Raw genomic sequence first — 21,228 nt, 5'->3', positions numbered from 1 at the left:
TCCCTTCCGTCGTCACTTGGCCGCGGCGGCCGGCGCGTCTTCGCCGAGAAGCTTGCCGTCCGAGGTCTCGAACTGCTTCTTGAAGTCCGCGATGCCGTCGGCGATGGCGGTGAGCGTGTCGTCCGACATCTTGCCGCCCTCCTTGATGGAGGTCATGAGGCCCTGCTCCTTGCGGTGCAGGTACTCCAGGAGCTCCTTCTCGAAGCGGCGGATGTCGTTGACCGGGACGTCGTCCATCTTGCCGGTGGTACCGGCCCACACGGAGACGACCTGGTCCTCGGTCGGCATCGGCTGGTACTGAGCCTGCTTGAGCAGCTCGACCAGCCGCTGACCGCGCTCCAGCTGCGACTTCGACGCGGCGTCCAGGTCGGAACCGAAGGCGGCGAACGCCTCCAGCTCGCGGTACTGGGCGAGGTCGAGGCGCAGACGGCCCGAGACCTGCTTCATCGCCTTGTGCTGCGCGGAACCACCGACTCGGGAGACGGAGATACCGACGTTCAGCGCGGGGCGCTGACCGGCGTTGAACAGGTCCGACTCCAGGAAGCACTGGCCGTCGGTGATGGAGATGACGTTGGTCGGGATGAACGCCGACACGTCGTTCGCCTTGGTCTCGACGATCGGCAGACCCGTCATCGAACCGGCGCCCAGGTCGTCGGAGAGCTTCGCGCAGCGCTCCAGCAGACGGGAGTGCAGGTAGAAGACGTCACCCGGGTAGGCCTCACGGCCCGGCGGGCGGCGCAGCAGCAGGGACACGGCGCGGTAGGCGTCGGCCTGCTTCGAGAGGTCGTCGAAGATGATGAGGACGTGCTTGCCCTCGTACATCCACTGCTGACCGATGGCCGAACCGGTGTACGGCGCCAGGTACTTGAAGCCGGCCGGGTCGGACGCCGGGGCGGCGACGATGGTCGTGTACTCCAGCGCGCCGGCCTCGTCGAGGGCGCCACGCACGGAGGCGATGGTCGAGCCCTTCTGGCCGATGGCGACGTAGACGCAGCGGACCTGCTTCTTCGGGTCGCCGGAGCGCCAGTTGTCACGCTGGTTGATGATCGTGTCGACAGCCAGGGCGGTCTTGCCGGTCTGACGGTCACCGATGATCAGCTGACGCTGGCCACGGCCGATCGGGGTCATCGCGTCGACGGCCTTGTAGCCGGTCTCCATCGGCTCGTGCACCGACTTACGGGCCATGACGCCCGGAGCCTGCAGCTCAAGGGCGCGACGACCGCTGGTCTCGATCTCGCCGAGGCCGTCGATCGGGTTGCCGAGCGGGTCGACGACGCGGCCGAGGTAGCCCTCGCCCACCGCGACGGACAGGACCTCGCCGGTGCGGGTGACCGGCTGGCCCTCCTCGACGCCGCTGAACTCGCCGAGGATGACGGTACCGATCTCGCGCTCTTCCAGGTTGAGCGCGAGTCCGAGGGTGCCGTCCTCGAACTTCAGCAGTTCGTTGGCCATGGCCGAGGGAAGACCCTCGACCTTCGCGATGCCGTCGCCGGCAAGGGTGACCGTACCGACCTCCTCGCGCGAGGCCGCGTCCGGCTTGTACGACTGGACGAAGTTCTCCAGCGCGTCCCGGATCTCCTCCGGCCGGATCGTGAGCTCCGCCATCTGGGTTCCCTGCTCTCCTTGTTGGGCCCGAAGTTTCAACTTGGGGGTCTGGGGGCGACCCCCAGGAATCCTCTGCACGGCCCAACCGGGCCGTCTGTACGTACTGCTTATGAAGTTGCTGCTCAGCCCGCCAGGCGGCGGCCGGCGTCCTCGATACGGTCCGCGAGGGAGCCGTTGATGACCTCGTCGCCGACCTGCACCCGGATCCCGCCGAGGACCTCGGGGTCCACGTCGATGTTGAGGTGCATCGTGTGGCCGTAGAGCTTCGCGAGGGCGGCGCCCAGGCGCTGCTTCTGCGTGTCGCTCAGCGGCACCGCCGAGGTGACGACGGCGACCAGTCGGTTCCGGCGCTCGGCGGCGAGCTTGGACAGGGACTCCAGTCCCGACTCCAGGCTACGTCCCCGCGGCGCGGTGACGAGACGCGTCACCAGACGCTCGGTGGTCGCGTGCGCACGGCCGCCGAGCAGAGTGCGCAGCAGCTCGCCCTTGGCCGGCGCCGTCGCGGCGCGGTCGGTCAGCGCGGCACGCAGCTCGGTGTTCGAAGAGACGATCCGGCCGAACCGGAACAGTTCGTCCTCGACGTCGTCGAGCGCGCCCGTCTGCTGCGCGGCGGTGAGGTCGGCGAGGTTCGCCAGCTCCTCCAGGGCGTCCGCGAGGTCACGCGACTGCGACCAGCGGGAACGCACCATGCCGGACACCAGATCGGCGGCCTCGCCGCCCACCTGGCCACCGAGGAGGCGCCGGGCCAGGTCGGCCTTGCCCTCGCCGGCCTGCGCCGGGTCGGTGAGGACCCGACGCAGCGACACCTCGCGGTCGAGCAGCGTGGTGACGGCGGCCAGCTCCCCGGCGAGCGTGCCGACGTTCACGGACGTGTTGTCCGTCAGCGCGTCGAGACGCTCACGTGCGGCTGCCAGGGCCTCGCGGCTCGCTCCGTTCATCGCGCGGCCTCGGCCTTCTCCTCGAGCTCGTCGAGGAAGCGGTCGATCACGCGGCTCTGTCGGGCGTGGTCCTCGAGGGACTCGCCGACGAGCTTGCCGGCCAGGTCGGTGGCGAGCTTGCCGACGTCCTGGCGCAGCGCGGAGGACGCGGCCTTGCGGTCGGCCTCGAGCTGCGCGTGACCGGCGGCGACGATCTCCTCGCGCTGCCGCTGGCCTTCCGCGCGCATCTCGGCGATGAGCGTGGCGCCCTGCTCCTGCGCCTCCTGGCGCAGACGCGCGGCCTCGTGCCGGGCCTCGGCGAGCTGAGCCTTGTACTGCTCAAGGACGCTCTGGGCCTCGACCTGCGCGGCCTCGGCCTTCTCGATTCCGCCTTCGATCGCCTCGCGGCGCTCTTCCAGAACCTTGTTGATGTTCGGAAGCAGCTTCTTCCAGAAGAAGAAGAACACGATGGCGAAGGCGATGGTGCCGACGAGCAGCTCGGGGCCCGGAGGAATGAGCGGGTTCTGCTCTTCCTCGGCCGCCAGCTGTACCAGGTTGGCGATCACATCAGTGCCTTTCGTGGAAAGGTTGGCTCGTCAGGTTTCGATCATCCGTAGACGAACGGCATGACGATGCCGATGAGGGCAAGCGCCTCACAGAAGGCGAAGCCGAGGATCTGGTTGGCACGGATCAGGCCGGCGGCCTCGGGCTGACGGGCGAGGGCCTGGGTGCCGTTACCGAAGATGATGCCGACGCCGACGCCGGGGCCGATGGCGGCAAGGCCGTAACCGATGGAACCGATGTTGCCTTCGACAGCGGCGAGGGTCTCAAGGGCAGCCATGCTGATTCTTCCTTCTCTTTCATGGACCGGCGGGGGTTGACCACCGGACGTTCTGGGGGCTTGTGAGCGATACGACTCAGTGGTGCTCGGCCATAGCGCCCTGGAGGTACGAGCAGGCCAGCAGCACGAAGACGTACGCCTGGACGGCCTGCACGAAAAGCTCGAAGAGGATCATGACCATCGTCATGACGAACGAGACGCCGGCAGCCGGGATCATCCAGCTGTTCAGCAGGTACCAGGAGGCGACCGTGAACATGACCAGCATCAGGTGGCCGGCGAACATGTTGGCGAAGAGTCGGACCGCGTGTGTGAACGGTCGGACCAGCAGGTTCGAGAAGAACTCGATGACCATCACGAGCGGCAGAACCGGACCCAGCGACTTGTCGTAGCCGGTGACGTTCTTGAAGAAGCCGACGAAGCCGTGACGCTTGAACGTCACCGAGACCCACATGATCCAGACGATGGCGGCCAGCACCATCGGGAAGGCGATGATCGACGACACCGGGAACTGGGCCAGCGGGATCACGGACCAGATGTTCATGATCCAGATGAAGAAGAACAGCGAGACCATGAACGGGACGTACTTCTCGCCCTCGCGCTTGCCGAGCGTCTCGTAGACGATGCCGCGGCGCACGAAGTCGTAGCCGGCCTCGCCGACCATCTGGAGCTTGCCCGGTACCACCTTGGCCTTGCCGAAGGCGGCATAGAAGAAGGTGATGACGAGCAGGGTGGTGATGAGCGCGAGCAGCATCACCTTGTTGAACTCGAACCCGCCGACCGTAGCGATCGGCTTGAACAGGAACGAGTGCAGGCCCGGAGCCGGGAAGCCACACCCGTTGTCGGACATGATCCGACAACTCCAGTCAAAGGCGAGCTGGGTCTGGTCAGCACTCACCACGGGCTCCTTCGGCGTGACGCATGGGTACGGCTACCTCGTTGTGTCGGCGCGGCACGCAGCCGCTGGTCGGCACCGGACAGGTCTTACGGATGTGGGGGCGGCTGGGGGGCATCAAGCCTCGCGATTGAGCAGGCGTCAGCTCAGATGCCCGCGCCCGCGATGCCGCAGTTGGCACCGGACGATAGCAGGGTCTCCCGAGCGCCCTTATCCCGGCCCTACCTCTCACGACGAGTGCCCTGTCTTTTCGGGCTTGTCACCCGAATCAGGTTCGACGTAGAGGATCTTGGCCTTCATGTGGGCGCGCGTCTGCGCGGCGATCCACACGAGCGTGCCGGCGAGGAGCGTGATCGCGAAGGCACGGGGGTTGAACAAGGTGGTGTCCTTGAACATGGACAGGAAGATGAACAGCAGCAGGATCTGCGCCGCGTACAGCATCAGCCCCATCATCTGGAACAGATGCGGAAGCGATTTGGCAGTGCGCTGCAGGACGTAGAACCCGAGCCCCATGAACAGAATCACGAGCAGTGTCGCGACCGCCGCCCCGATCGCCCCCTTGCCGCCTGCGACCACTCCGCTGACGACGACAGCAACAGCTCCGGCGGCGGCTGTGGGCACAGCAGCCTGGAGCAGGGTCCGGACGTCGTTGGACGGCATGGCGGCAACTCCGCTTTCACGGTGGGGGAAGGGGTGTCGTCATGGACGAGCGTAGTCCCGGGCCGAGGGTGGACCTCACACCAACGGACCGTCGCACTACGGTCCTTCGGCTCTACCCGGGGTTCTCGTGAACCGTATCACAAACTATTTGATGAGGTCTTTACCTGGTGGGTGTGCTCGGTGTCACACATGAGAGTGACAGTGCGCGTCTGTGCAAAAACGCCGCCCATTTGTCTGGTATTGGGGCGCTTTGCATCCCCAACCCACTCCCACGACTTGGCAATGCTCTCGTCAGATTCTTACCTTGCCGCGTCAGCGCGACGTTCCGGCTTTCCGCCTGTCCAGGAAGCGCGAACGGGCGCCGAGCGCGGTCGCGCCGTTGACGCCGGACACCCCGACGGCGACCGGAGCGCGCTCCTCGTCCTCCTCCGACTCCCCTGCCGCGGCGGCCGGTTCGGCGACCGGCGTGGATTCCGCAACGGCCCTGCGACGGCGGTAGCGCGGCGGCAGGAAGGCCTGCGCCCACCTCGGGGCGCGCGGCGTGAAGCGCGGCAGCAGCAGGAGCAGGAGGCCGATCGCGGAGAGGAACACCACGCTCAGGACGATCCACATGGACGCGGAGTTCACGGAGTACGCGAGCGCGCCGAACGCGATCAGCGCCGACCAGAAGTACATGATCAGCACCGCGCGGCTGTGCGAGTGCCCGATCTCCAGGAGCCGGTGGTGCAGATGCCCGCGGTCGGCGGCGAACGGCGACTGACCGCGCCAGGTGCGGCGCACGATCGCCAGGATCAGGTCCGCCGCCGGGATCGCGATGATGGTCAGCGGCAGCAGCAGCGGGATGTAGACCGGGACCGTCTGGTGCACGGCCGCCTTCTCGGACCCGGCGAACAGCTTCAACGCGTCGGGGTCGACCTGGCCGGTGATGGAGATCGCGCCCGCGGCCAGCACCAGACCGATCAGCATGGAGCCGGAGTCGCCCATGAAGATCCGCGCGGGATGCATGTTGTGCGGCAGGAAGCCCAGGCACATGCCCATCAGGATCGCCGAGAACAGCGTGGCCGGGGCGGCGGCCTCGATGCCGTACGACACCCAGACGCGGTAGGCGTAGAGGAAGAACGCCACCGACGCGATGCACACCATGCCCGCCGCGAGGCCGTCGAGACCGTCGACGAAGTTGACCGCGTTGATGGTGATGACGACGAGCGCCACCGTCAGCAGGGTGCCCTGCCACTGGGTCAGCGCGACATTGCCCACCGTGGGGATCGGCAGCCACAGGATCGTCAGACCCTGCATGACCATGACGCCGGCGGCGATCATCTGGCCGCCCAGCTTGATCAGGGCGTCGATCTCGAACTTGTCGTCCAGGACGCCGATCAGCCAGATCAGCGCGGCGCCGCTGAGCAGCGCTCTGGGCTCGTTCGACTTGTCGAAGACCTGGCTGAGGTTGGTGAGGTGGTCGGCGACCAGCAGGCCCGCGCACAGGCCGAAGAACATGGCGATACCGCCGAGCCGCGGAGTCGGTTCCCGGTGCACGTCACGGGCCCTGATCTCCGGCATCGCTCCGGCCACGATCGCGAACTTACGTACCGGCCCTGTCAGCAGATACGTCACCGCGGCCGTGATGCAGAGCGTCAGCAGGTATTCACGCACGGGCTTCCCCACAGGTCTCGCTGGCCATCTCAGCCCCACACCCTAGCGATGGACGCATATGGATGGGGACTTTCGGGTAGCGACGATGGTTGCACGAGTGGCTGTGCACCTCGGAACGCGTACCCCCGCTCAGGCCGGATACGGCGGAAATCCCCCGACCAGATCCCGGACTTCTTCACGTGCCTTCTGCGTCTCGGCCTCACCTCTGAGCACCCCCGCGAGCAGTACGGCGATCCGCTCCATCTGCGCCTCCCCCATGCCCTGGGTGGTCACGGCGGCCGTTCCCAGGCGCAGGCCGCGGGCGTCCGCGTGCGGCAGCGCACAGCAGTCGAGCACCATGCCGGCCGCCACGAGCCGGCCCTTCGCGGTCCGCCCGTCGACGCCGAGCGGGGCCGGATCGGCGGTGACCAGATGGGTGTCGGTCCCGCCCGTGGTGACGACGAGCCCCTCGGCGGCCAGCCCCGCCGCGAGAACCCGCGCATTGGCGACCACCTGATGGGCGTACGCCGCGAAGGCAGGTGTTGCCGCCTCGCCGAACGCGACGGCCTTGGCGGCGATGGTGTGCATCTGCGCGCCGCCCTGCGTGAACGGGAAGACGGCCCGGTCGACCCGTTCGGCCAGATCGGCGCCGCACAGGATCATGCCGCCGCGGGGTCCGCGCAGCACCTTGTGCGTGGTGGCGCAGACGACGTCGGCGTACGGCACCGGACTGGGCGCCGCTCCCCCGGCGACGAGCCCGATGGGGTGGGCGGCGTCGGCGATGAGATACGCCCCGACCTCGTCGGCGACCTCGCGGAAGAAGGCGTAGTCGATGTGCCGGGGGTAGGCGATGGAGCCGCACACGATGGCCTTGGGCCGGTGCTGACGGGCGAGCGTGCGGACCTGGTCGTAGTCGATGAGCCCGGTCTCCGCGTCGACGCCGTAGGGCACGAAGTCGAACCAGCGGCCGGAGAAGTTGGCGGGCGAACCGTGGGTGAGGTGACCGCCGTAGGGCAGGCCGAGGGCGAGGACGGTGTCCCCGGGGCGCAGGAGCGCGGCGTAGGCGGCCAGCACGGCCGACGACCCCGAATGGGCCTGCACGTTGGCGTGTTCGGCGCCGAAGAGGGCCTTGGCGCGGTCCACGGCGATCCGCTCGGCGACGTCGACGATCTCGCAGCCGCCGTGGTGCCGGGCACCGGGGTACCCCTCGGCGTACTTGTTCGCCAGCGGCGACCCCATCGCGGCCAGCACGGCCGGCGAGCAGAAGTTCTCGGCGGCGATCAGCTGCAACGACGTCGACTGGCGCGCGAGCTCACCGAGCAGGATCTCGGCCAGCTCGGGATCCTGCCGCCGCAGGATGTCGGCGGTCTCGGGGGCATGGGTGACCGACATGGTGGACTCCGGGGCGTCGACGGTGACGTACGTCCAATGTAGGCCCGGGACCGGTGAGGTGCTCGGTCGTCACGTCCTGGCGGCTACTCCGGTGAGCGCAGTGACGACAGGATCCACCGCCTGATGTATCTCGTCCCCGACCGACCGGAAGAACGGCAGCGGGGCGCCGTACGGGACCCGTTCCCCGACGGACTCCGTCGACCGGCTCACCCCCCGCCGCGTCACATCCGGGCAGGCACGCCCGTCAGCGCGGTGACGACAGGATCCACCGCCTGATGTATCTCGTCCCCGATCGACCGGAAGAACGGCAGGGGGGCGCCGTAGGGGTCGTACACCTCGTCCGCCTCTGCCGTCGGGGCCAGGAGCCACCCGCGTAGAGCCGCCGCGGCGCGGACCAGGGCGCGGGCGCGGGCCACCACGCCGTCCTCCAGGGGAGGCAGCGTGGTCGGGTCTATCGCGCGGACCAGGCGGGTGAACTCCTTCAGGGTGAAGGTGCGCAGACCCGCCGAGTGGCCCATCGAGATGACCTGCTGACGGTGGTCGCGGGTGGCGGTGAGGACGAGGTCGGCCATGATGACGTGCTCGTCGAGGAGTTCGCGGCCCGTGAAGCCGGTCGCGTCCGCGCCGAAGTCGGCCAGCACGGCCTCCGCGTTGGCCTCCATGGGCGCGCCCTCATGGCCCCAGGTCCCCGCGCTCTCCACGACGAGCCCGCCCCACAGCGGGTCGCCGAGCCGGTCCGCCAGGGCATGGCGGGTCAGCCGCTCGGTGATCGGCGAGCGGCACACGTTGCCGGTGCTGACGTGGAGGATGCGGAAGGTGTCACGCGGGAGCCCTGTGAAGGTCCGCGTCTCCTCCGGGTCCCATATGCCACGCCCCGCGTCAGGGGCCGTCAATTCGCCACCTCGAGGTCGGGTACGACCTTCCTGAGCTCCTCCGCGGAGATCGCGCCCGCGCGCAGCAGCAGCGGCACCTCGCGGGTGACGTCGACGATCGAGGAGGGGACGATGCCCGGGGTCGGACCGCCGTCGAGGTACACGGAGACCGAGTCGCCGAGCATCTCCTGGGCCGCGTCGCAGTCCTCCGGCGCCGGGTGGCCCGTCAGGTTCGCCGAGGACACCGCCATCGGACCGACCTCGGTCAGCAGCTCGATGGCGACGGGGTGCAGGGGCATACGGACGGCGACCGTGCCCCTCGTGTCCCCCAGGTCCCACTGGAGCGACGGCTGGTGCTTGGCGACCAGCGTCAGCGCGCCCGGCCAGAACGCGTCGACGAGTTCCCAGGCCAGCTCGGAGAAGTCCGTGACGAGGCCGTGCAGGGTGTTCGGGGAGCCGATGAGGACGGGCGTGGGCATGTTGCGGCCCCGGCCCTTGGCCTCCAGCAGGTCGTGCACCGCTTCCGAGGAGAACGCGTCGGCGCCGATGCCGTACACCGTGTCGGTCGGGAGGACCACGAGCTCGCCACGGCGGACGGCGGACGCGGCTTCGCGCAGACCGGTCGAGCGGTCGGTCGCGTCGTTGGTGTCGTATCGCCGTGCCATTTAGCGGGCCTCCTCGTACACGTACTGCTCTGAAGACTGGGGGGTGGGGCTCACGGCATCGCCTTGCGGGCCGTGGCGAACCGGGGGCGGTTGTTGAGGTCCGGGTGGTCGGCCGCGTCGGCCCAGCCCCGCTCCTCGGTGAAGATCCACGGCACCTGGCCGCCCTGGGTGTCGGCGTGCTCGATGACGACGACGCCGCCCGGGCGCAGGAGCCGGTGTGCGGTCCGTTCCAGACCGCGGATGAGTTCGAGGCCGTCCTCCCCTGAGAACAGGGCGAGTTCGGGATCGTAGTCCCGCGCCTCGGGAGCGACGTACTCCCATTCGGTCAGCGGGATGTAGGGCGGGTTGGAGATGACGAGGTCGACGTGGCCGTCGAGGTCCGGGAAGGCGTCCAGGGCGTTGCCCTGACGCAGGTCGACCCTGGACCCCTCGGTGTTCTTGCGCGTCCACCGCAGGGCGTCCTCGGACAGCTCCACGGCGTGCACCCGGGAGCGCGGGACCTCCTGGGCGAGGGCGAGCGCGATGGCGCCGGAGCCGGTGCACAGGTCGACGATGCACGGCTCCACGACGTCCATGGCGCGTACGGCGTCTATCGCCCACCCGACCACGGACTCGGTCTCGGGCCGGGGCACGAAGACCCCGGGACCGACCTGGAGCTCCAGGTAGCGGAAGAAGGCCCGTCCGGTGATGTGCTGGAGCGGCTCACGCTGCTCCCGGCGGGCGATGACCTCCCAGTACCGGGCGTCGAAGTCGGAGTCCTTCACGGAGTGCAGCGCGCCCCGCTTCACGCCGTGCACGAACGCGGCGAGCTCCTCCGCGTCGTTGCGCGGCGAGGGCACGCCGGCGTCGGCCAGCCGCTGGGTGGCCTGGGCCACCTCTGCGAGCAGCAGGTTCACGCAAGTCCTCCGTGTCGTACTCGGTCGTGCGTAGGTACCTCTTTACGCGGCCGCCAGCTTGGCCGCGGAATCCGCGTCGACGCAGGCCTGGATCACCGCGTCGAGGTCGCCGTCCAGGACCTGGTCCAGGTTGTACGACTTGAAGCCGACGCGGTGGTCCGAGAGGCGGTTCTCCGGGAAGTTGTACGTGCGGATCTTCTCGGAGCGGTCGACGGTGCGGACCTGGCTGCGGCGGGCGTCCGCGGCTTCCCGCTCCGCTTCCTCCACGGCTGCCGCGAGCAGCCTGGAGCGCAGGATACGCATCGCCTGCTCCTTGTTCTGCAGCTGGCTCTTCTCGTTCTGGCAGGAGGCGACGACTCCGGTGGGAATGTGCGTGATGCGCACGGCGGAGTCGGTCGTGTTGACGGACTGGCCGCCGGGGCCGGAGGAACGGTAGACGTCGATGCGCAGGTCGTTCGGGTTGATCTCGACGTCGACCTCCTCGGCCTCGGGGGTCACGAGGACACCGGCCGCGGAGGTGTGGATACGGCCCTGGGACTCGGTCGCCGGCACCCGCTGCACGCGGTGCACGCCGCCCTCGTACTTCAGCCGGGCCCAGACGCCCTGCCCGGGCTCGGTGGCACCCTGGCCGCCCTTGGTCTTCACGGCGACCTGGACGTCCTTGTAGCCGCCCAGTTCGGACTCGGTGGCGTCGATGATCTCGGTCTTCCAGCCGACCCGCTCGGCGTAGCGCAGGTACATGCGCAGCAGGTCGCCGGCGAACAGGGCGGACTCGTCGCCGCCGGCGCCCGCCTTGACCTCGAGGATGACGTCCTTGTCGTCGTTGGGGTCCCGCGGAACGAGCAGCAGGCGCAGCTTCTCGGTGAGCTCCTCGCGCTGCTTCTCCAGCTCCTTGACCTCGGCGGCGAAGTCCGGGTCGTCGGCGACGAACTCCTTCGCCGTCTCGATGTCGTCGCCGGTCTGCTTCCAGGAGCGGTACGTGGCGACGATCGGGGTGAGCTCGGCGTAGCGCTTGTTCAGCTTGCGCGCGTTGGCCTGGTCGGAGTGGACCGACGGGTCGGCGAGCTTCGTCTCCAGGTCGGCGTGCTCACCGACGAGTTCCTCGACGGCCTCGAACATCTCAGGGCTCCTGTACTGCGGATGAAGGGGGAAGGCGGGCGACCAAAAACGCCGGTCCCGGCGCACTCCGAGGAGTGCGGCGTGGACCGGCGCTGGTGGCTCGCTACTTCTTGGCAGCAGCCTTGCCGAAGCGGGCCTCGAAGCGGGCCACACGGCCACCGGTGTCGAGGATCTTCTGCTTGCCCGTGTAGAACGGGTGGCACTCGGAGCAGACCTCGGCGCGGATGGCGCCGCTCTGGATCGTGCTACGGGTGGTGAACGACGCGCCACAGGTGCAGCTGACCTGCGTCTCGACGTACTCGGGGTGGATCTCGCGCTTCAAGGTGTCTCCTAGTTTCGGGAGGGCACCGGGTCGCCGTCCGCGGGTTGCGGGGGCGTGAACCGGGGCCGACGTACCAGTCTGCCAGCACTGGCCGCATCCCCCAAAACCGGGAGGCGGGGCGATCTATTCCCAGCGCCCCGGCGGGGGGTCGTGCACGGGCCTACGAGGAGGTGACGACGCCCTTGGCCTGGCCGGTGGCGGTGCCCTTGGTGGCGCTCTTCGGGATCGCCCGGTCGTTCTCCAGGGCCTTCCAGACCAGCTTCGCCTTGTCCTCGTCCACCAGCACCCGGTTGCCGTCCCGGGGGTCGTACTGGACCGGCATGGTGACCATGGTCATGTTCTTGGAGCTGATGCCCTTGAGGCCGTTCGCGAAGGACATGAGCTTGTCGACCGAGCCGAGGCCGGTGTCGGTCGTCACGGCGTTGGTCGCGGTGTCGGCGAGGTTGTAGAGCTTCTTCGGGCTGTCGAAGAGGTCGACGGTCTTGATCTGGTTGATCAGGGCCTTGATGAACGCCTGCTGGAGCTGGATGCGCCCGAGGTCGGAGCCGTCGCCGACGCCGTGCCGGGTGCGGACCAGGCCGAGGGCCTGCTTGCCGGTGAGCGTGTGCGTGCCGGCCTTCAGGTCGAGGTGGCTGTCGCGGTCGGTGATGCTCTTCGTGGTGGTGACCTCGACGCCGCCGAGCTCGTCGATGAGCTTCTGGAAGCCGGAGAAGTCGACCTCCAGATAGTGGTCCATGCGGATGTCGGTGAGCGACTCGACGGTCTTCACGGCGCAGGAGGCACCGCCCGTGGAGTACGCGGAGTTGAACATCACGTTGGTCGCGGCGTCGTGCTCGGTGCCTTCGGAGTCGGTGCACTCGGGGCGGTCGACGAGGGTGTCGCGGGGGATGGAGACCACGCTGGCCTTCTTGTGGCCCTCGTAGACGTGCACGATCATCGCCGTGTCGGAGCGGGCGCTGCCGTCGTCGGCGCCGCCGCCCAGCTTCTTGTTGGAGCCGGAACGGGTGTCGGAGCCGAGCACGAGGATGTTCTCGGAGCCGTTGTCGACCTTCGTGGGCCGGTCGGTGCCGAGGGCCTGGTCGATGTCGATGCTCTTGATGTTGCCGTTGAGCTTGAAGTACAGATAGCCGGCGCCCGTGCCGCCCAGCACGACGATGCCCGCGGCGGTCCAGGTCGCTATCAGCAGGCCCTTGCGCTGGCCGCGGGTCTTGCGGCGGCGGCCCTTGGCGCGGCGGCGCGGGCCCGTGGTGCCGGACTCCCCGGGTATGCCGGGTTCCGGCGTGCTCTCGGCAGACATGTGCTCCTCATTCTCGTCCGGTCGGTTACCCCCTGCTTTCAGGGTCAGACGTGGTCGTTACGACCCGAACCTCACCATGGTCGCCCCGCCTGGTCAGACGGGTAAACCCGAGAAAGGGTTGCACAACGCGCTGTGCCCACCCCGTGGAAGGGTGGGCACAGTGCGTAGTCGTTGAACGCGGGCGTACCGCGCTCACCTGCTATTTCAGCCGAAGATGTCGTACTGCTTGAAATCGGTACCGACCGAGATCCTTGTGGCGAAGATCTCGCTGGTGGCCTTGCCGGTGCCCTTGTACAGGTACAGGGTGCCGCCGGGCGTACGGGCCAGGAAGTCGGCCTTGCCGTCGCCGGTCATGTCACCGATGGCGTCGAAGGCGTTGTACGTCGTGTTGCTCCAGGTGCGCACCTTCACGCGGGCGGAGAAGGGGCTGGAGGCCTTGCCGGTGCCCTTGTAGAGGTAGATGGCGCCGGTGCTCTTGTTGCGCGCGAGCAGGTCGGCCTTGCCGTCACCGTTGAAGTCGCCCTTGCCGCGGACCATGTTGTAGGCGTTCCAGCCGCTGCCGGTGCCGATCTGCACACGGGCCGAGAAGGTGCCGTTGCCCTTGCCCGGGTAGAGCCACGCCTTGCCGGCGGAGTCCACGGAGACCAGGTCGGGCTTGTAGTCACCGGTCAGGTCGCCCGGGGTGATGATGCGGGTGCGGGTCTTCCAGTTGTCGAAGATCTGCTTGGTCGCCCAGTCCTGGATGGACCAGTCGTAGTGCGTCCAGTAGACGTCGCCGTTGTCGCTGCGGCGGTACACCAGGTCCTGGACGCTGTCCCGGTCGAAGTCCGTCTGCGTGACGAGGTTGACGCCGCCCCAGTCGCCGAGGCTCTGCCGGGCGCCGAAGGACGTGCCCTTGGAGTTCTTCTGGTAGCCCGTCTTCGTGGACGCGTTGCGCACGTAGAGGTCGGCCTTGGCGTCGGCGTAGCTCATGTTGGCGTCGTCGACCTGGGCGTAGGCGGCACCGAGGTACGTCTTGACCTTCGAGAAGACGCTGTACGCGCCCTTCTCGACGCAGTCCACGACACCCCACGAGACAACACCGACGATGCGGCCGCCCACCACCAGCGGACCACCGGAGTCACCGTTGCAGGCGGACGTCGTACCGGCGTCGCTGCCGCTGGCGGGCTTGCCCGCGCAGACCATGTGGCCCTTGACGAAGTCGGTGCCGTAGTAGCCGGCGCAGGTGCTGTCCGACTGGATCGGCAGCGTGGCCGTCTTCAGGGTGTTGGAGACGTCCTGGGTGGTGGAGCTGGTGCGGCCCCAGCCGTAGACCTTGGCGCTGGTACCGGCGGTGTACGAGGCGGTGTCCGTGGACGTCGTCATACGGATCGGCGTCGCCTTGACCGGGGAGGCCAGGGTGAGGACGGCGATGTCGTTGTCGATGGTCCGCGAGCTGTACGACGGGTGGGTCCACTGACGGACCACGCCGGAGACCTCGCCGGTGGTGTTGCCCGCGTCGTCGGGCAGCTGCGTGGCACCGGTCACGATCGCGCCGTACTTGGCCCAGTCGTAGCCCTTGGCGCAGTGCGCGGCGGTGAGGATCTTCGTGGGCGAGACGACGGTGCCACCGCAGAAGAAGCCGGTGTCGGTGGTGTCGTCGTAGTACCAGAGCTGGGCCATCCACGGTGCCGAGGTGATGGTCGTGGTGGAGCCGCCGATGATCTTCGCGTCGACGGTGCCGCTGCTCGAACTCAGCGACGACTTGCTGGTGTTCTCCCCCGCGGTGTCGTCACCGGCGACCGCGCCGGCCACCCGCTTCTCCAGCTCGGCCTGCGACACCGTGCTGATGGCGGGCTTGACCGTCGGCTTCGGAAGCGTGGTCGCGGCACCGGCCGACGTGGTCAGCAGCGCGGCGGCGACAGCGGCTGCGACACCTGCCGCGCCGATGGGCAGGGCGATCCGCATCCGACGTCTGTGGCGACCGGCTCCGGACGTGGCTGTACCCACTCAAGTCCCCCCTCGGGATCAGAAGTTCCAGGGTCGAAAAAGTGACCGAAGAGCGCGATCGTACACCGAGCCACAGACAGCGAAGAGGGCCACCCTTGCAACAAGGGTGGCCCTCTTTACGAAGACTTACGTCAGTCGCCGTTACCGGGGGTCGGCGTCGTCTTCTGGATCTGCATCAGGAACTCGGCGTTCGACTTCGTCTGCTTCATCTTGTCGAGGAGCAGTTCGACCGCCTGCTGCTGGTCGAGCGCGTGCAGCACCCGGCGCAGCTTCCAGACGATCCCGAGCTCGTCGGGAGCGAGCAGGATCTCTTCCTTACGGGTACCGGACGCGTCCACGTCCACCGCCGGGAAGATGCGCTTGTCCGCGAGCTTGCGGTCGAGCTTGAGCTCGGCGTTGCCGGTGCCCTTGAACTCCTCGAAGATGACCTCGTCCATGCGGGACCCGGTGTCCACCAGCGCGGTGGCGAGGATGGTCAGCGAGCCGCCGTCCTCGATGTTGCGGGCCGCACCGAAGAAGCGCTTCGGCGGGTACAGGGCGGTCGAGTCGACACCACCGGACAGGATGCGGCCGGAGGCGGGCGCGGCGAGGTTGTACGCACGGCCCAGACGCGTGATCGAGTCGAGCAGCACGACGACGTCGTGACCCAGCTCCACCAGACGCTTGGCGCGCTCGATGGCGAGCTCGGCGACCGTGGTGTGGTCCTCGGCCGGGCGGTCGAAGGTCGAGGAGATGACCTCGCCCTTGACCGACCGCTGCATGTCGGTGACCTCTTCCGGACGCTCGTCGACCAGGACGACCATCAGGTGGCACTCGGGGTTGTTGTGCGTGATCGCGTTGGCGATCGCCTGCATGATCATGGTCTTGCCGGTCTTCGGCGGGGCCACGATCAGACCGCGCTGGCCCTTACCGATCGGCGCGACGAGGTCGATGATGCGGGTGGTGAGGATGCCCGGGTCCGTCTCCAGACGGAGGCGGTCCTGCGGGTACAGCGGCGTCAGCTTGTTGAACTCCGGCCGCCCGCGCCCGGATTCGGGCGCCATGCCGTTGACGGAGTCCAGCCGGACCAGCGCGTTGAACTTCTCGCGGCGCTCGCCGTCCTTGGGCTGACGGACCGCACCGGTGACGTGGTCACCCTTGCGCAGGCCGTTCTTGCGGACCTGGGCGAGGGAGACGTACACGTCGTTGGGGCCCGGGAGGTAGCCCGACGTACGGATGAAGGCGTAGTTGTCGAGGATGTCCAGGATGCCCGCGACGGGGATCAGGACGTCGTCGTCGGCTACCTGCGGCTCGGCGGCGCCACCCATCTCGTCACGGCCACGACGGCCACGACGGTCCCGGTAACGGCCGCGACGGCCACGGCGGCCGCCGTCGAAGTCGTCGTCGTCCTGCGGGCCGGCGTTGCGGTCCTGGCGGTCCTGACGACCGCCGCCCTGCTGCTGGCTCTGCTGCTGGCCGCGCTGGCCGCCCTGCTGGTCGTCGCCCTTGCCGCGGCGGTCGCGGTCCCGGCCACCCCGGTCACGGTCACCGCGCTCGGCACGGTCACCACGCTCGGCGCGGTCACCGCGGTCGGTACGGTCCCGGCGGTCGCGACGGCCCTGACGGCCGTCCGCGTCACCGGCGTCGCCCTGCGCCTGCGCGGGCGTCTCGGCCTTCGGCTCGCTCTTCGCCTCGGCGACCACCGTCTCGGGGCTGCCGGCATCGGCCGTGGCACGACGGCGACGGCGCTCCGCGGGAGCGTCGTCGCTGGCGGGCTGGCCGGGAATCTCGATCTGCTGCTGGGCCACGGCCTTCTCGGCGGGGGCCTCGGCCGCCTTCTCCGCCTTCTTCTCGGCGGCTTCGCCGGTACGGGCCTTGGAGGTGGCACGGCGCTTGGGCTTGGTCTCGGCGACGTCCCCGGCGGGGGATGACGCGGCCTTGGCCGGGGCGGCACCACCGCCGGCCTGTGCCTCCTTGATGACCTCGATCAGCTGGCTCTTGCGCATACGCGCGGTGCCCCTGATGCCGAGGCCGGATGCGACCTGCTGCAGCTCGGCCAGCACCATGCCGTCGAGGCCGGTACCGCGGCGCCGCCGGGAGCCGGCACCGGTGGCAGGCGCGGAGGCGTCCGTGGAGGGCGCGGCAGCGGTCTCCTCGACACGTGCGCCCATCAGATCGGTGGTGTCGCTCACGAAGGGTCCTTCCCTGGAGCGGACGTCGGCCTGTCTGGCTCGGCGACCGTTTGTGCTGTCCGACGGCGGTCCCATCCTTGTGGACCGTGCCGGGGCGGTTGTCCGCCTGGGCGGCGGAGGAATCTGGTGATGGCGCTTCCCAGAGCAGTGACACCGACGGTCTGTGTCACATGGCTCGGTCGCACCGGTTCCGGAGCGTGCCCGGCAAGTCGCTCAGTGCCCGCGTACGAGGTACAGCCCGCGTACGTCGTACGAAACACAGTGCGGCTTGGGAGGCTCCCGGAAGAATGTCTGTCCCGGACGGGGACGTGAAGCACCTCGCCATGGTGGGGTCGGGTGCAGACTTGAGGTTAACACTACCGGATCCAACAAACATTCCCCCTCTCCAAATCCGGCTCGCCGCCGGTTTTCCAATGTCGCTGTCAGATGTCACCGGTGGCAGCGAGCGGCAGCACAATCGCCCCCTGACCATCGAGTTCGAGCCGATTGGCGGCCCAGCCCTCGCCTGCCAGATGGGCCACCTTGTCCGCGCTGTCCTCATCGGCCAGCGCGAGAACCGTGGGGCCCGCTCCGGAAATCACGGCCGGAACTCCGTCCGCCCTCAATCGCTCTACGAGCGCGGCGCTTTCCGGCATGGCCGGAGCCCGGTATTCCTGGTGCAGCCGGTCCTCGGTCGCGGGGAGCAGCAACTCGGGGCGCCGGGTGAGGGCCTCGACGAGCAGCGCGGCGCGGCCCGCGTTGGCGGCGGCGTCGACGTGCGGCACGGTGCGCGGCAGCAGTCCGCGCGCGGTCTCGGTGAGCACCGGTTTCCCGGGCACGAAAACCACCGGAACGACGGAACGATCGGGCTCCATCCTGATCGCGCGCGCGGCGCCCGCCTCCATCCAGGAGAGCGTGAAACCGCCGAGCAGACACGCCGCGACATTGTCGGGGTGGCCCTCGATCTCGGTCGCGAGCTCGAGGAGCGCGGTGTCGTCGAGCCTGGACTCACCGCCTATGGTCACGGCACGCGCGGCGACGATGCCCGCGCAGATGGCGGCCGAGGAGGAGCCCAGGCCACGGCCGTGCGGGATGCGGTTGGCGCACACGATCTCGAGGCCGCGCGGCTGTCCGCCGAGCAGGTCGAAGGCGGTGCGCAGGGACCGTACGAGAAGGTGCTTCTCGTCGCGCGGGAGGGTCTCGCTGCCCTCACCCGCGATGTCGATGTGCAGCCCGGAGTCGGCCACCCGGACGACGACGTCGTCGTAGAGCCCCAGCGACAGGCCGAGGGCGTCGAAGCCCGGGCCGAGGTTGGCGCTGGTGGCGGGGACGCGCACCCGGACGGCGGCGGCGCGGAACGCTGGACCGGCCATCGCTCGATGACTCTCCTTGAGCTGCGTGATTGTCGAAGACATTCGATACGTACCTGGAAACCCTCGGGTCGCGGAGATGACACGACTCCCGGCCATGCGCGGGGGCATATGCGGCGGGCGGGTTCAGTACAGCCTATCGAAGGAAGGTTCTGTGGCGACATAGGGCGCACAGGAGGCGCACGATGCGTGTCGTAAGCCCCCTGTGCACCCCCTTGGGGATGTCGCTCCAGGGATGTCTCTTATACGAGGCCGAGGCGCTCGGCCGCCGTGGCCGCGTCGACCGGGACGGTGACCGGCTGCGGGGCGCCGGCGACGGCCCAGTCGGGGTCCTTGAGGCCGTTGCCGGTGACGGTGCACACGATCTTCTGGCCCGGGTCGACCAGTCCCTGCTCGGCGGCCTTCAGCAGACCGGCGACGGACGCGGCGGAGGCGGGCTCCACGAAGACACCCTCCTGCGCGGCCAACAGGCGGTAGGCGCGCAGGATCTCACGGTCCGTCACCTCGTCGATGAGGCCGCCGGACTCGTCCCGGGCCGCGAGGGCGTAGTTCCAGGAGGCCGGGTTGCCGATGCGGATGGCGGTGGCGATCGTCGACGGGTCCTTGACGACCTCGCCGCGCACGATCGGGGCACTGCCGGAGGCCTGGAAGCCCCACATGCGGGGGGTCTTCGCGGCGATGCCGTCGGCGGCGTACTCCTTGTAGCCCTTCCAGTACGCGGTGATGTTGCCCGCGTTGCCGACCGGGAGCACGTGGATGTCGGGTGCGTCGCCGAGCATGTCCACGATCTCGAAGGCGGCGGTCTTCTGACCCTCGATGCGCACCGGATTGACCGAATTGACCAGCGCCACGGGGTAGTTGTCGCTCAGGGCGCGGGCGAGGGTGAGGCAGTCGTCGAAGTTGCCGTCGACCTGGAGGATCTTCGCGCCGTGGATGAGCGCCTGGCCCATCTTGCCGAGCGCGATCTTTCCCTGCGGGACGAGTACGGCGCAGACCATGCCGGCGCGCACCGCGTACGCGGCGGCGGAGGCGGAGGTGTTGCCGGTGGAGGCGCAGATGACCGCCTTCGCACCCTCCTCCTTGGCCCGGGTGATGGCCATGGTCATGCCGCGGTCCTTGAAGGACCCCGTCGGGTTCGCGCCCTCCACCTTGAGGTGGACCTCGCAGCCCGTGCGCTCGGAGAGCACCTGCGCGGGCACGAGGGGCGTGCCGCCCTCGCGGAGCGTCACGACCGGCGTGCTGTCGGAGACGGGCAGCCGGTCCCGGTACTCCTCGATGATTCCGCGCCACTGGTGGGTCATTGCTGGTTACTCTCCTTCAACCCGCATGATGCTGGCGACACCGCGCACGGTGTCGAGCTTGCGCAACGCCTCGACGGTCCCGCCCAGGGCGGCGTCGGACGCGCGGTGGGTCACGACGACGAGGGAGGCCTCGCCGTCCTTGCCCTGTTGGCGAACCGTATCGATGGACACCCCGTGTTCGGCGAACACAGTGGCCACCTGGGCGAGAACACCCGGTTTGTCCGCCACGTCAAGGCTGATGTGGTACCGCGTGAAGACCTCACCCATGCCCGACACGGGAAGGGCGGCGTACGCGGACTCGCCGGGACCGGTCGCACCATTGAGCCGGTTCCGGCAGACGGCGACCAGGTCGCCGAGCACGGCCGAGGCGGTGGGAGCACCACCGGCGCCGGGGCCGTAGAACATGAGCTGACCGGCCGCGTCCGACTCGACGAAGACGGCGTTGTAGGCGCCGCGCACGGAGGCCAGCGGATGGGTCAGCGGGATCATCGCGGGGTGCACGCGCGCGGTGACGGACTCGCCGTCCCCGGCCCGCTCGCAGATCGCGAGCAGCTTGATGGTGCAGCCCATGTTCTTCGCGGAGGCGAAGTCGGAGGCGGTGACCTCGGTCATCCCCTCGCGGTAGACGTCGTCGAGACGCACGCGCGTGTGGAAGGCGATACCGGCGAGGATGGCGGCCTTGGCGGCGGCGTCGAAGCCCTCGACGTCGGCGGTGGGGTCGGCCTCGGCGTACCCCAGGGCGGTGGCCTCGTCGAGGGCCTCCTGGTAGCCGGCGCCGGTGGAGTCCATCTTGTCGAGGATGAAGTTGGTCGTGCCGTTGACGATGCCGAGCACGCGGTTGACCTTGTCGCCGGCGAGGGACTCGCGCAGCGGCCGGATCAGCGGGATGGCACCGGCGACGGCGGCCTCGTAGTAGAGGTCCGCGTCGTGCTCCTCGGCGGCGGCGTGCAGGGCGGCGCCGTCCTGGGCGAGGAGCGCCTTGTTGGCGGAGACGACGGAGGCGCCGTGCTCGAAGGCCGTGGTGATGAGGGAGCGCGCGGGCTCGATGCCGCCGATGACCTCCACGACGACGTCGATGTCCCCGCGTTTGACGAGGGCGGTGGCGTCGGTGGTCACGAGCTCGGCCGGGATGCCTTCGCGCACCTTGGAGGGCCGTCGCACGGCGACCCCGGCGAGCTCGACGGGGGCGCCGATGCGCGCGGCGAGGTCGTCGGCGTGCGTCGTCATGATGCGCGCCACCTCTGAGCCGACAACCCCACAGCCCAGCAGCGCCACCTTCAGCGGACGCGTACGCATCATCCGACCTCG

General features: G+C 69.0%; 19 protein-coding genes. All 19 read right to left on the bottom strand.

The genetic code is table 11. The annotated features are described in order from the left end of the window. Positions 1–12: 12 nt before the first annotated feature. The 19 genes from atpA to OG381_RS31395 all read right to left on the bottom strand — a co-directional run bounded on the left by atpA (position 13) and on the right by OG381_RS31395 (position 21,219). Positions 13–1,605 carry a F0F1 ATP synthase subunit alpha gene (gene atpA, locus OG381_RS31490; protein ID WP_307025814.1) on the bottom strand — a complete coding sequence of 531 codons (1,593 nt, stop codon included), beginning with the start codon at positions 1,603–1,605 and terminating at the stop codon, positions 13–15. Between the two features lie 122 nt (positions 1,606–1,727). Next, a complete protein-coding gene (locus tag OG381_RS31485) occupies positions 1,728–2,543 on the bottom strand; it encodes a F0F1 ATP synthase subunit delta (protein ID WP_327719416.1) in 816 nt (271 codons plus the stop codon). Beyond that, a complete protein-coding gene (locus OG381_RS31480; protein ID WP_327719415.1) occupies positions 2,540–3,088 on the bottom strand; it encodes a F0F1 ATP synthase subunit B in 549 nt (182 codons plus the stop codon). Before OG381_RS31480 ends, OG381_RS31485 begins: the two co-directional genes overlap by 4 nt. A gap of 41 nt (positions 3,089–3,129) precedes the next feature. Next, positions 3,130–3,363 (bottom strand): ATP synthase F0 subunit C, encoded by a 234-nt coding sequence (atpE, locus tag OG381_RS31475; protein WP_031485821.1) that lies wholly within the window; start codon positions 3,361–3,363, stop codon positions 3,130–3,132. A gap of 76 nt (positions 3,364–3,439) precedes the next feature. Beyond that, a complete protein-coding gene (gene atpB / locus OG381_RS31470; RefSeq protein ID WP_327722604.1) occupies positions 3,440–4,210 on the bottom strand; it encodes a F0F1 ATP synthase subunit A in 771 nt (256 codons plus the stop codon). 273 nt (positions 4,211–4,483) lie between these two features. Beyond that, positions 4,484–4,915 carry a hypothetical protein gene (locus OG381_RS31465; protein ID WP_327719414.1) on the bottom strand — a complete coding sequence of 144 codons (432 nt, stop codon included), beginning with the start codon at positions 4,913–4,915 and terminating at the stop codon, positions 4,484–4,486. A 312-nt stretch (positions 4,916–5,227) separates the two neighbouring features. After that, complete coding sequence (locus tag OG381_RS31460) at positions 5,228–6,568, bottom strand: MraY family glycosyltransferase (RefSeq protein ID WP_327719413.1); 1,341 nt, start codon at positions 6,566–6,568, stop codon at positions 5,228–5,230. A 129-nt stretch (positions 6,569–6,697) separates the two neighbouring features. Continuing rightward, positions 6,698–7,939: a serine hydroxymethyltransferase gene (glyA, locus tag OG381_RS31455; protein ID WP_327719412.1), complete on the bottom strand. Its 1,242-nt coding sequence runs from the start codon at positions 7,937–7,939 to the stop codon at positions 6,698–6,700. 221 nt (positions 7,940–8,160) lie between these two features. Continuing rightward, positions 8,161–8,832: an arsenate reductase/protein-tyrosine-phosphatase family protein gene (locus OG381_RS31445; protein WP_327719411.1), complete on the bottom strand. Its 672-nt coding sequence runs from the start codon at positions 8,830–8,832 to the stop codon at positions 8,161–8,163. Beyond that, positions 8,829–9,476: an L-threonylcarbamoyladenylate synthase gene (locus tag OG381_RS31440; protein WP_307025827.1), complete on the bottom strand. Its 648-nt coding sequence runs from the start codon at positions 9,474–9,476 to the stop codon at positions 8,829–8,831. Before OG381_RS31440 ends, OG381_RS31445 begins: the two co-directional genes overlap by 4 nt. Positions 9,477–9,526: 50 nt before the next feature. Then, the gene (gene prmC, locus OG381_RS31435; RefSeq protein WP_307025829.1) at positions 9,527–10,372 is read right to left on the bottom strand and encodes a peptide chain release factor N(5)-glutamine methyltransferase; all 846 of its coding nucleotides are present in this window, start codon (positions 10,370–10,372) and stop codon (positions 9,527–9,529) included. 42 nt (positions 10,373–10,414) lie between these two features. Continuing rightward, complete coding sequence (gene prfA / locus OG381_RS31430) at positions 10,415–11,491, bottom strand: peptide chain release factor 1 (protein WP_327719410.1); 1,077 nt, start codon at positions 11,489–11,491, stop codon at positions 10,415–10,417. A gap of 103 nt (positions 11,492–11,594) precedes the next feature. Then, positions 11,595–11,813 (bottom strand): 50S ribosomal protein L31, encoded by a 219-nt coding sequence (gene rpmE, locus OG381_RS31425; protein WP_307025833.1) that lies wholly within the window; start codon positions 11,811–11,813, stop codon positions 11,595–11,597. Positions 11,814–11,973: 160 nt separating this feature from the next. After that, complete coding sequence (locus tag OG381_RS31420; protein ID WP_327719409.1) at positions 11,974–13,110, bottom strand: LCP family protein; 1,137 nt, start codon at positions 13,108–13,110, stop codon at positions 11,974–11,976. A gap of 204 nt (positions 13,111–13,314) precedes the next feature. Continuing rightward, complete coding sequence (locus tag OG381_RS31415; RefSeq protein WP_327719408.1) at positions 13,315–15,057, bottom strand: trypsin-like serine protease; 1,743 nt, start codon at positions 15,055–15,057, stop codon at positions 13,315–13,317. Positions 15,058–15,230: 173 nt separating this feature from the next. Next, a complete protein-coding gene (gene rho, locus OG381_RS31410; RefSeq protein WP_327719407.1) occupies positions 15,231–17,270 on the bottom strand; it encodes a transcription termination factor Rho in 2,040 nt (679 codons plus the stop codon). A gap of 422 nt (positions 17,271–17,692) precedes the next feature. Then, complete coding sequence (thrB, locus tag OG381_RS31405; RefSeq protein WP_327719406.1) at positions 17,693–18,622, bottom strand: homoserine kinase; 930 nt, start codon at positions 18,620–18,622, stop codon at positions 17,693–17,695. A 239-nt stretch (positions 18,623–18,861) separates the two neighbouring features. After that, positions 18,862–19,920: a threonine synthase gene (gene thrC / locus OG381_RS31400; protein ID WP_327719405.1), complete on the bottom strand. Its 1,059-nt coding sequence runs from the start codon at positions 19,918–19,920 to the stop codon at positions 18,862–18,864. Positions 19,921–19,926: 6 nt separating this feature from the next. Then, positions 19,927–21,219, bottom strand: coding sequence for a homoserine dehydrogenase (locus OG381_RS31395; RefSeq protein ID WP_327722603.1), 1,293 nt, complete (start codon positions 21,217–21,219; stop codon positions 19,927–19,929). Positions 21,220–21,228: the final 9 nt, after the last annotated feature.

Source organism: Streptomyces sp. NBC_00490, from assembly GCF_036013645.1.
In the GTDB taxonomy this organism is placed as follows: Bacteria; Actinomycetota; Actinomycetes; order Streptomycetales; family Streptomycetaceae; genus Streptomyces; species Streptomyces canus_F.
Note: the sequence above shows the minus strand (reverse complement) of the source record. Positions and strands in the feature narration are given on the sequence as shown.

Excerpts from the sequence above, each read along its gene's own strand:
- OG381_RS31440 (WP_307025827.1), bottom strand. The coding sequence starts at position 9,476 with ATGGCACGGCGATACGACACCAACGACGCGACCGACCGCTCGACCGGT.
- atpB (WP_327722604.1), bottom strand. The coding sequence starts at position 4,210 with ATGTCCGACAACGGGTGTGGCTTCCCGGCTCCGGGCCTGCACTCGTTC.
- OG381_RS31465 (WP_327719414.1), bottom strand. The coding sequence starts at position 4,915 with ATGCCGTCCAACGACGTCCGGACCCTGCTCCAGGCTGCTGTGCCCACA.
- OG381_RS31415 (WP_327719408.1), bottom strand. The coding sequence starts at position 15,057 with ATGCGGATCGCCCTGCCCATCGGCGCGGCAGGTGTCGCAGCCGCTGTC.
- atpE (WP_031485821.1), bottom strand. The coding sequence starts at position 3,363 with ATGGCTGCCCTTGAGACCCTCGCCGCTGTCGAAGGCAACATCGGTTCC.
- OG381_RS31420 (WP_327719409.1), bottom strand. The coding sequence starts at position 13,110 with ATGTCTGCCGAGAGCACGCCGGAACCCGGCATACCCGGGGAGTCCGGC.
- OG381_RS31395 (WP_327722603.1), bottom strand. The coding sequence starts at position 21,219 with ATGATGCGTACGCGTCCGCTGAAGGTGGCGCTGCTGGGCTGTGGGGTT.
- atpA (WP_307025814.1), bottom strand. The coding sequence starts at position 1,605 with ATGGCGGAGCTCACGATCCGGCCGGAGGAGATCCGGGACGCGCTGGAG.
- OG381_RS31485 (WP_327719416.1), bottom strand. The coding sequence starts at position 2,543 with ATGAACGGAGCGAGCCGCGAGGCCCTGGCAGCCGCACGTGAGCGTCTC.
- thrB (WP_327719406.1), bottom strand. The coding sequence starts at position 18,622 with ATGGCCGGTCCAGCGTTCCGCGCCGCCGCCGTCCGGGTGCGCGTCCCC.
- glyA (WP_327719412.1), bottom strand. The coding sequence starts at position 7,939 with ATGTCGGTCACCCATGCCCCCGAGACCGCCGACATCCTGCGGCGGCAG.
- thrC (WP_327719405.1), bottom strand. The coding sequence starts at position 19,920 with ATGACCCACCAGTGGCGCGGAATCATCGAGGAGTACCGGGACCGGCTG.
- prfA (WP_327719410.1), bottom strand. The coding sequence starts at position 11,491 with ATGTTCGAGGCCGTCGAGGAACTCGTCGGTGAGCACGCCGACCTGGAG.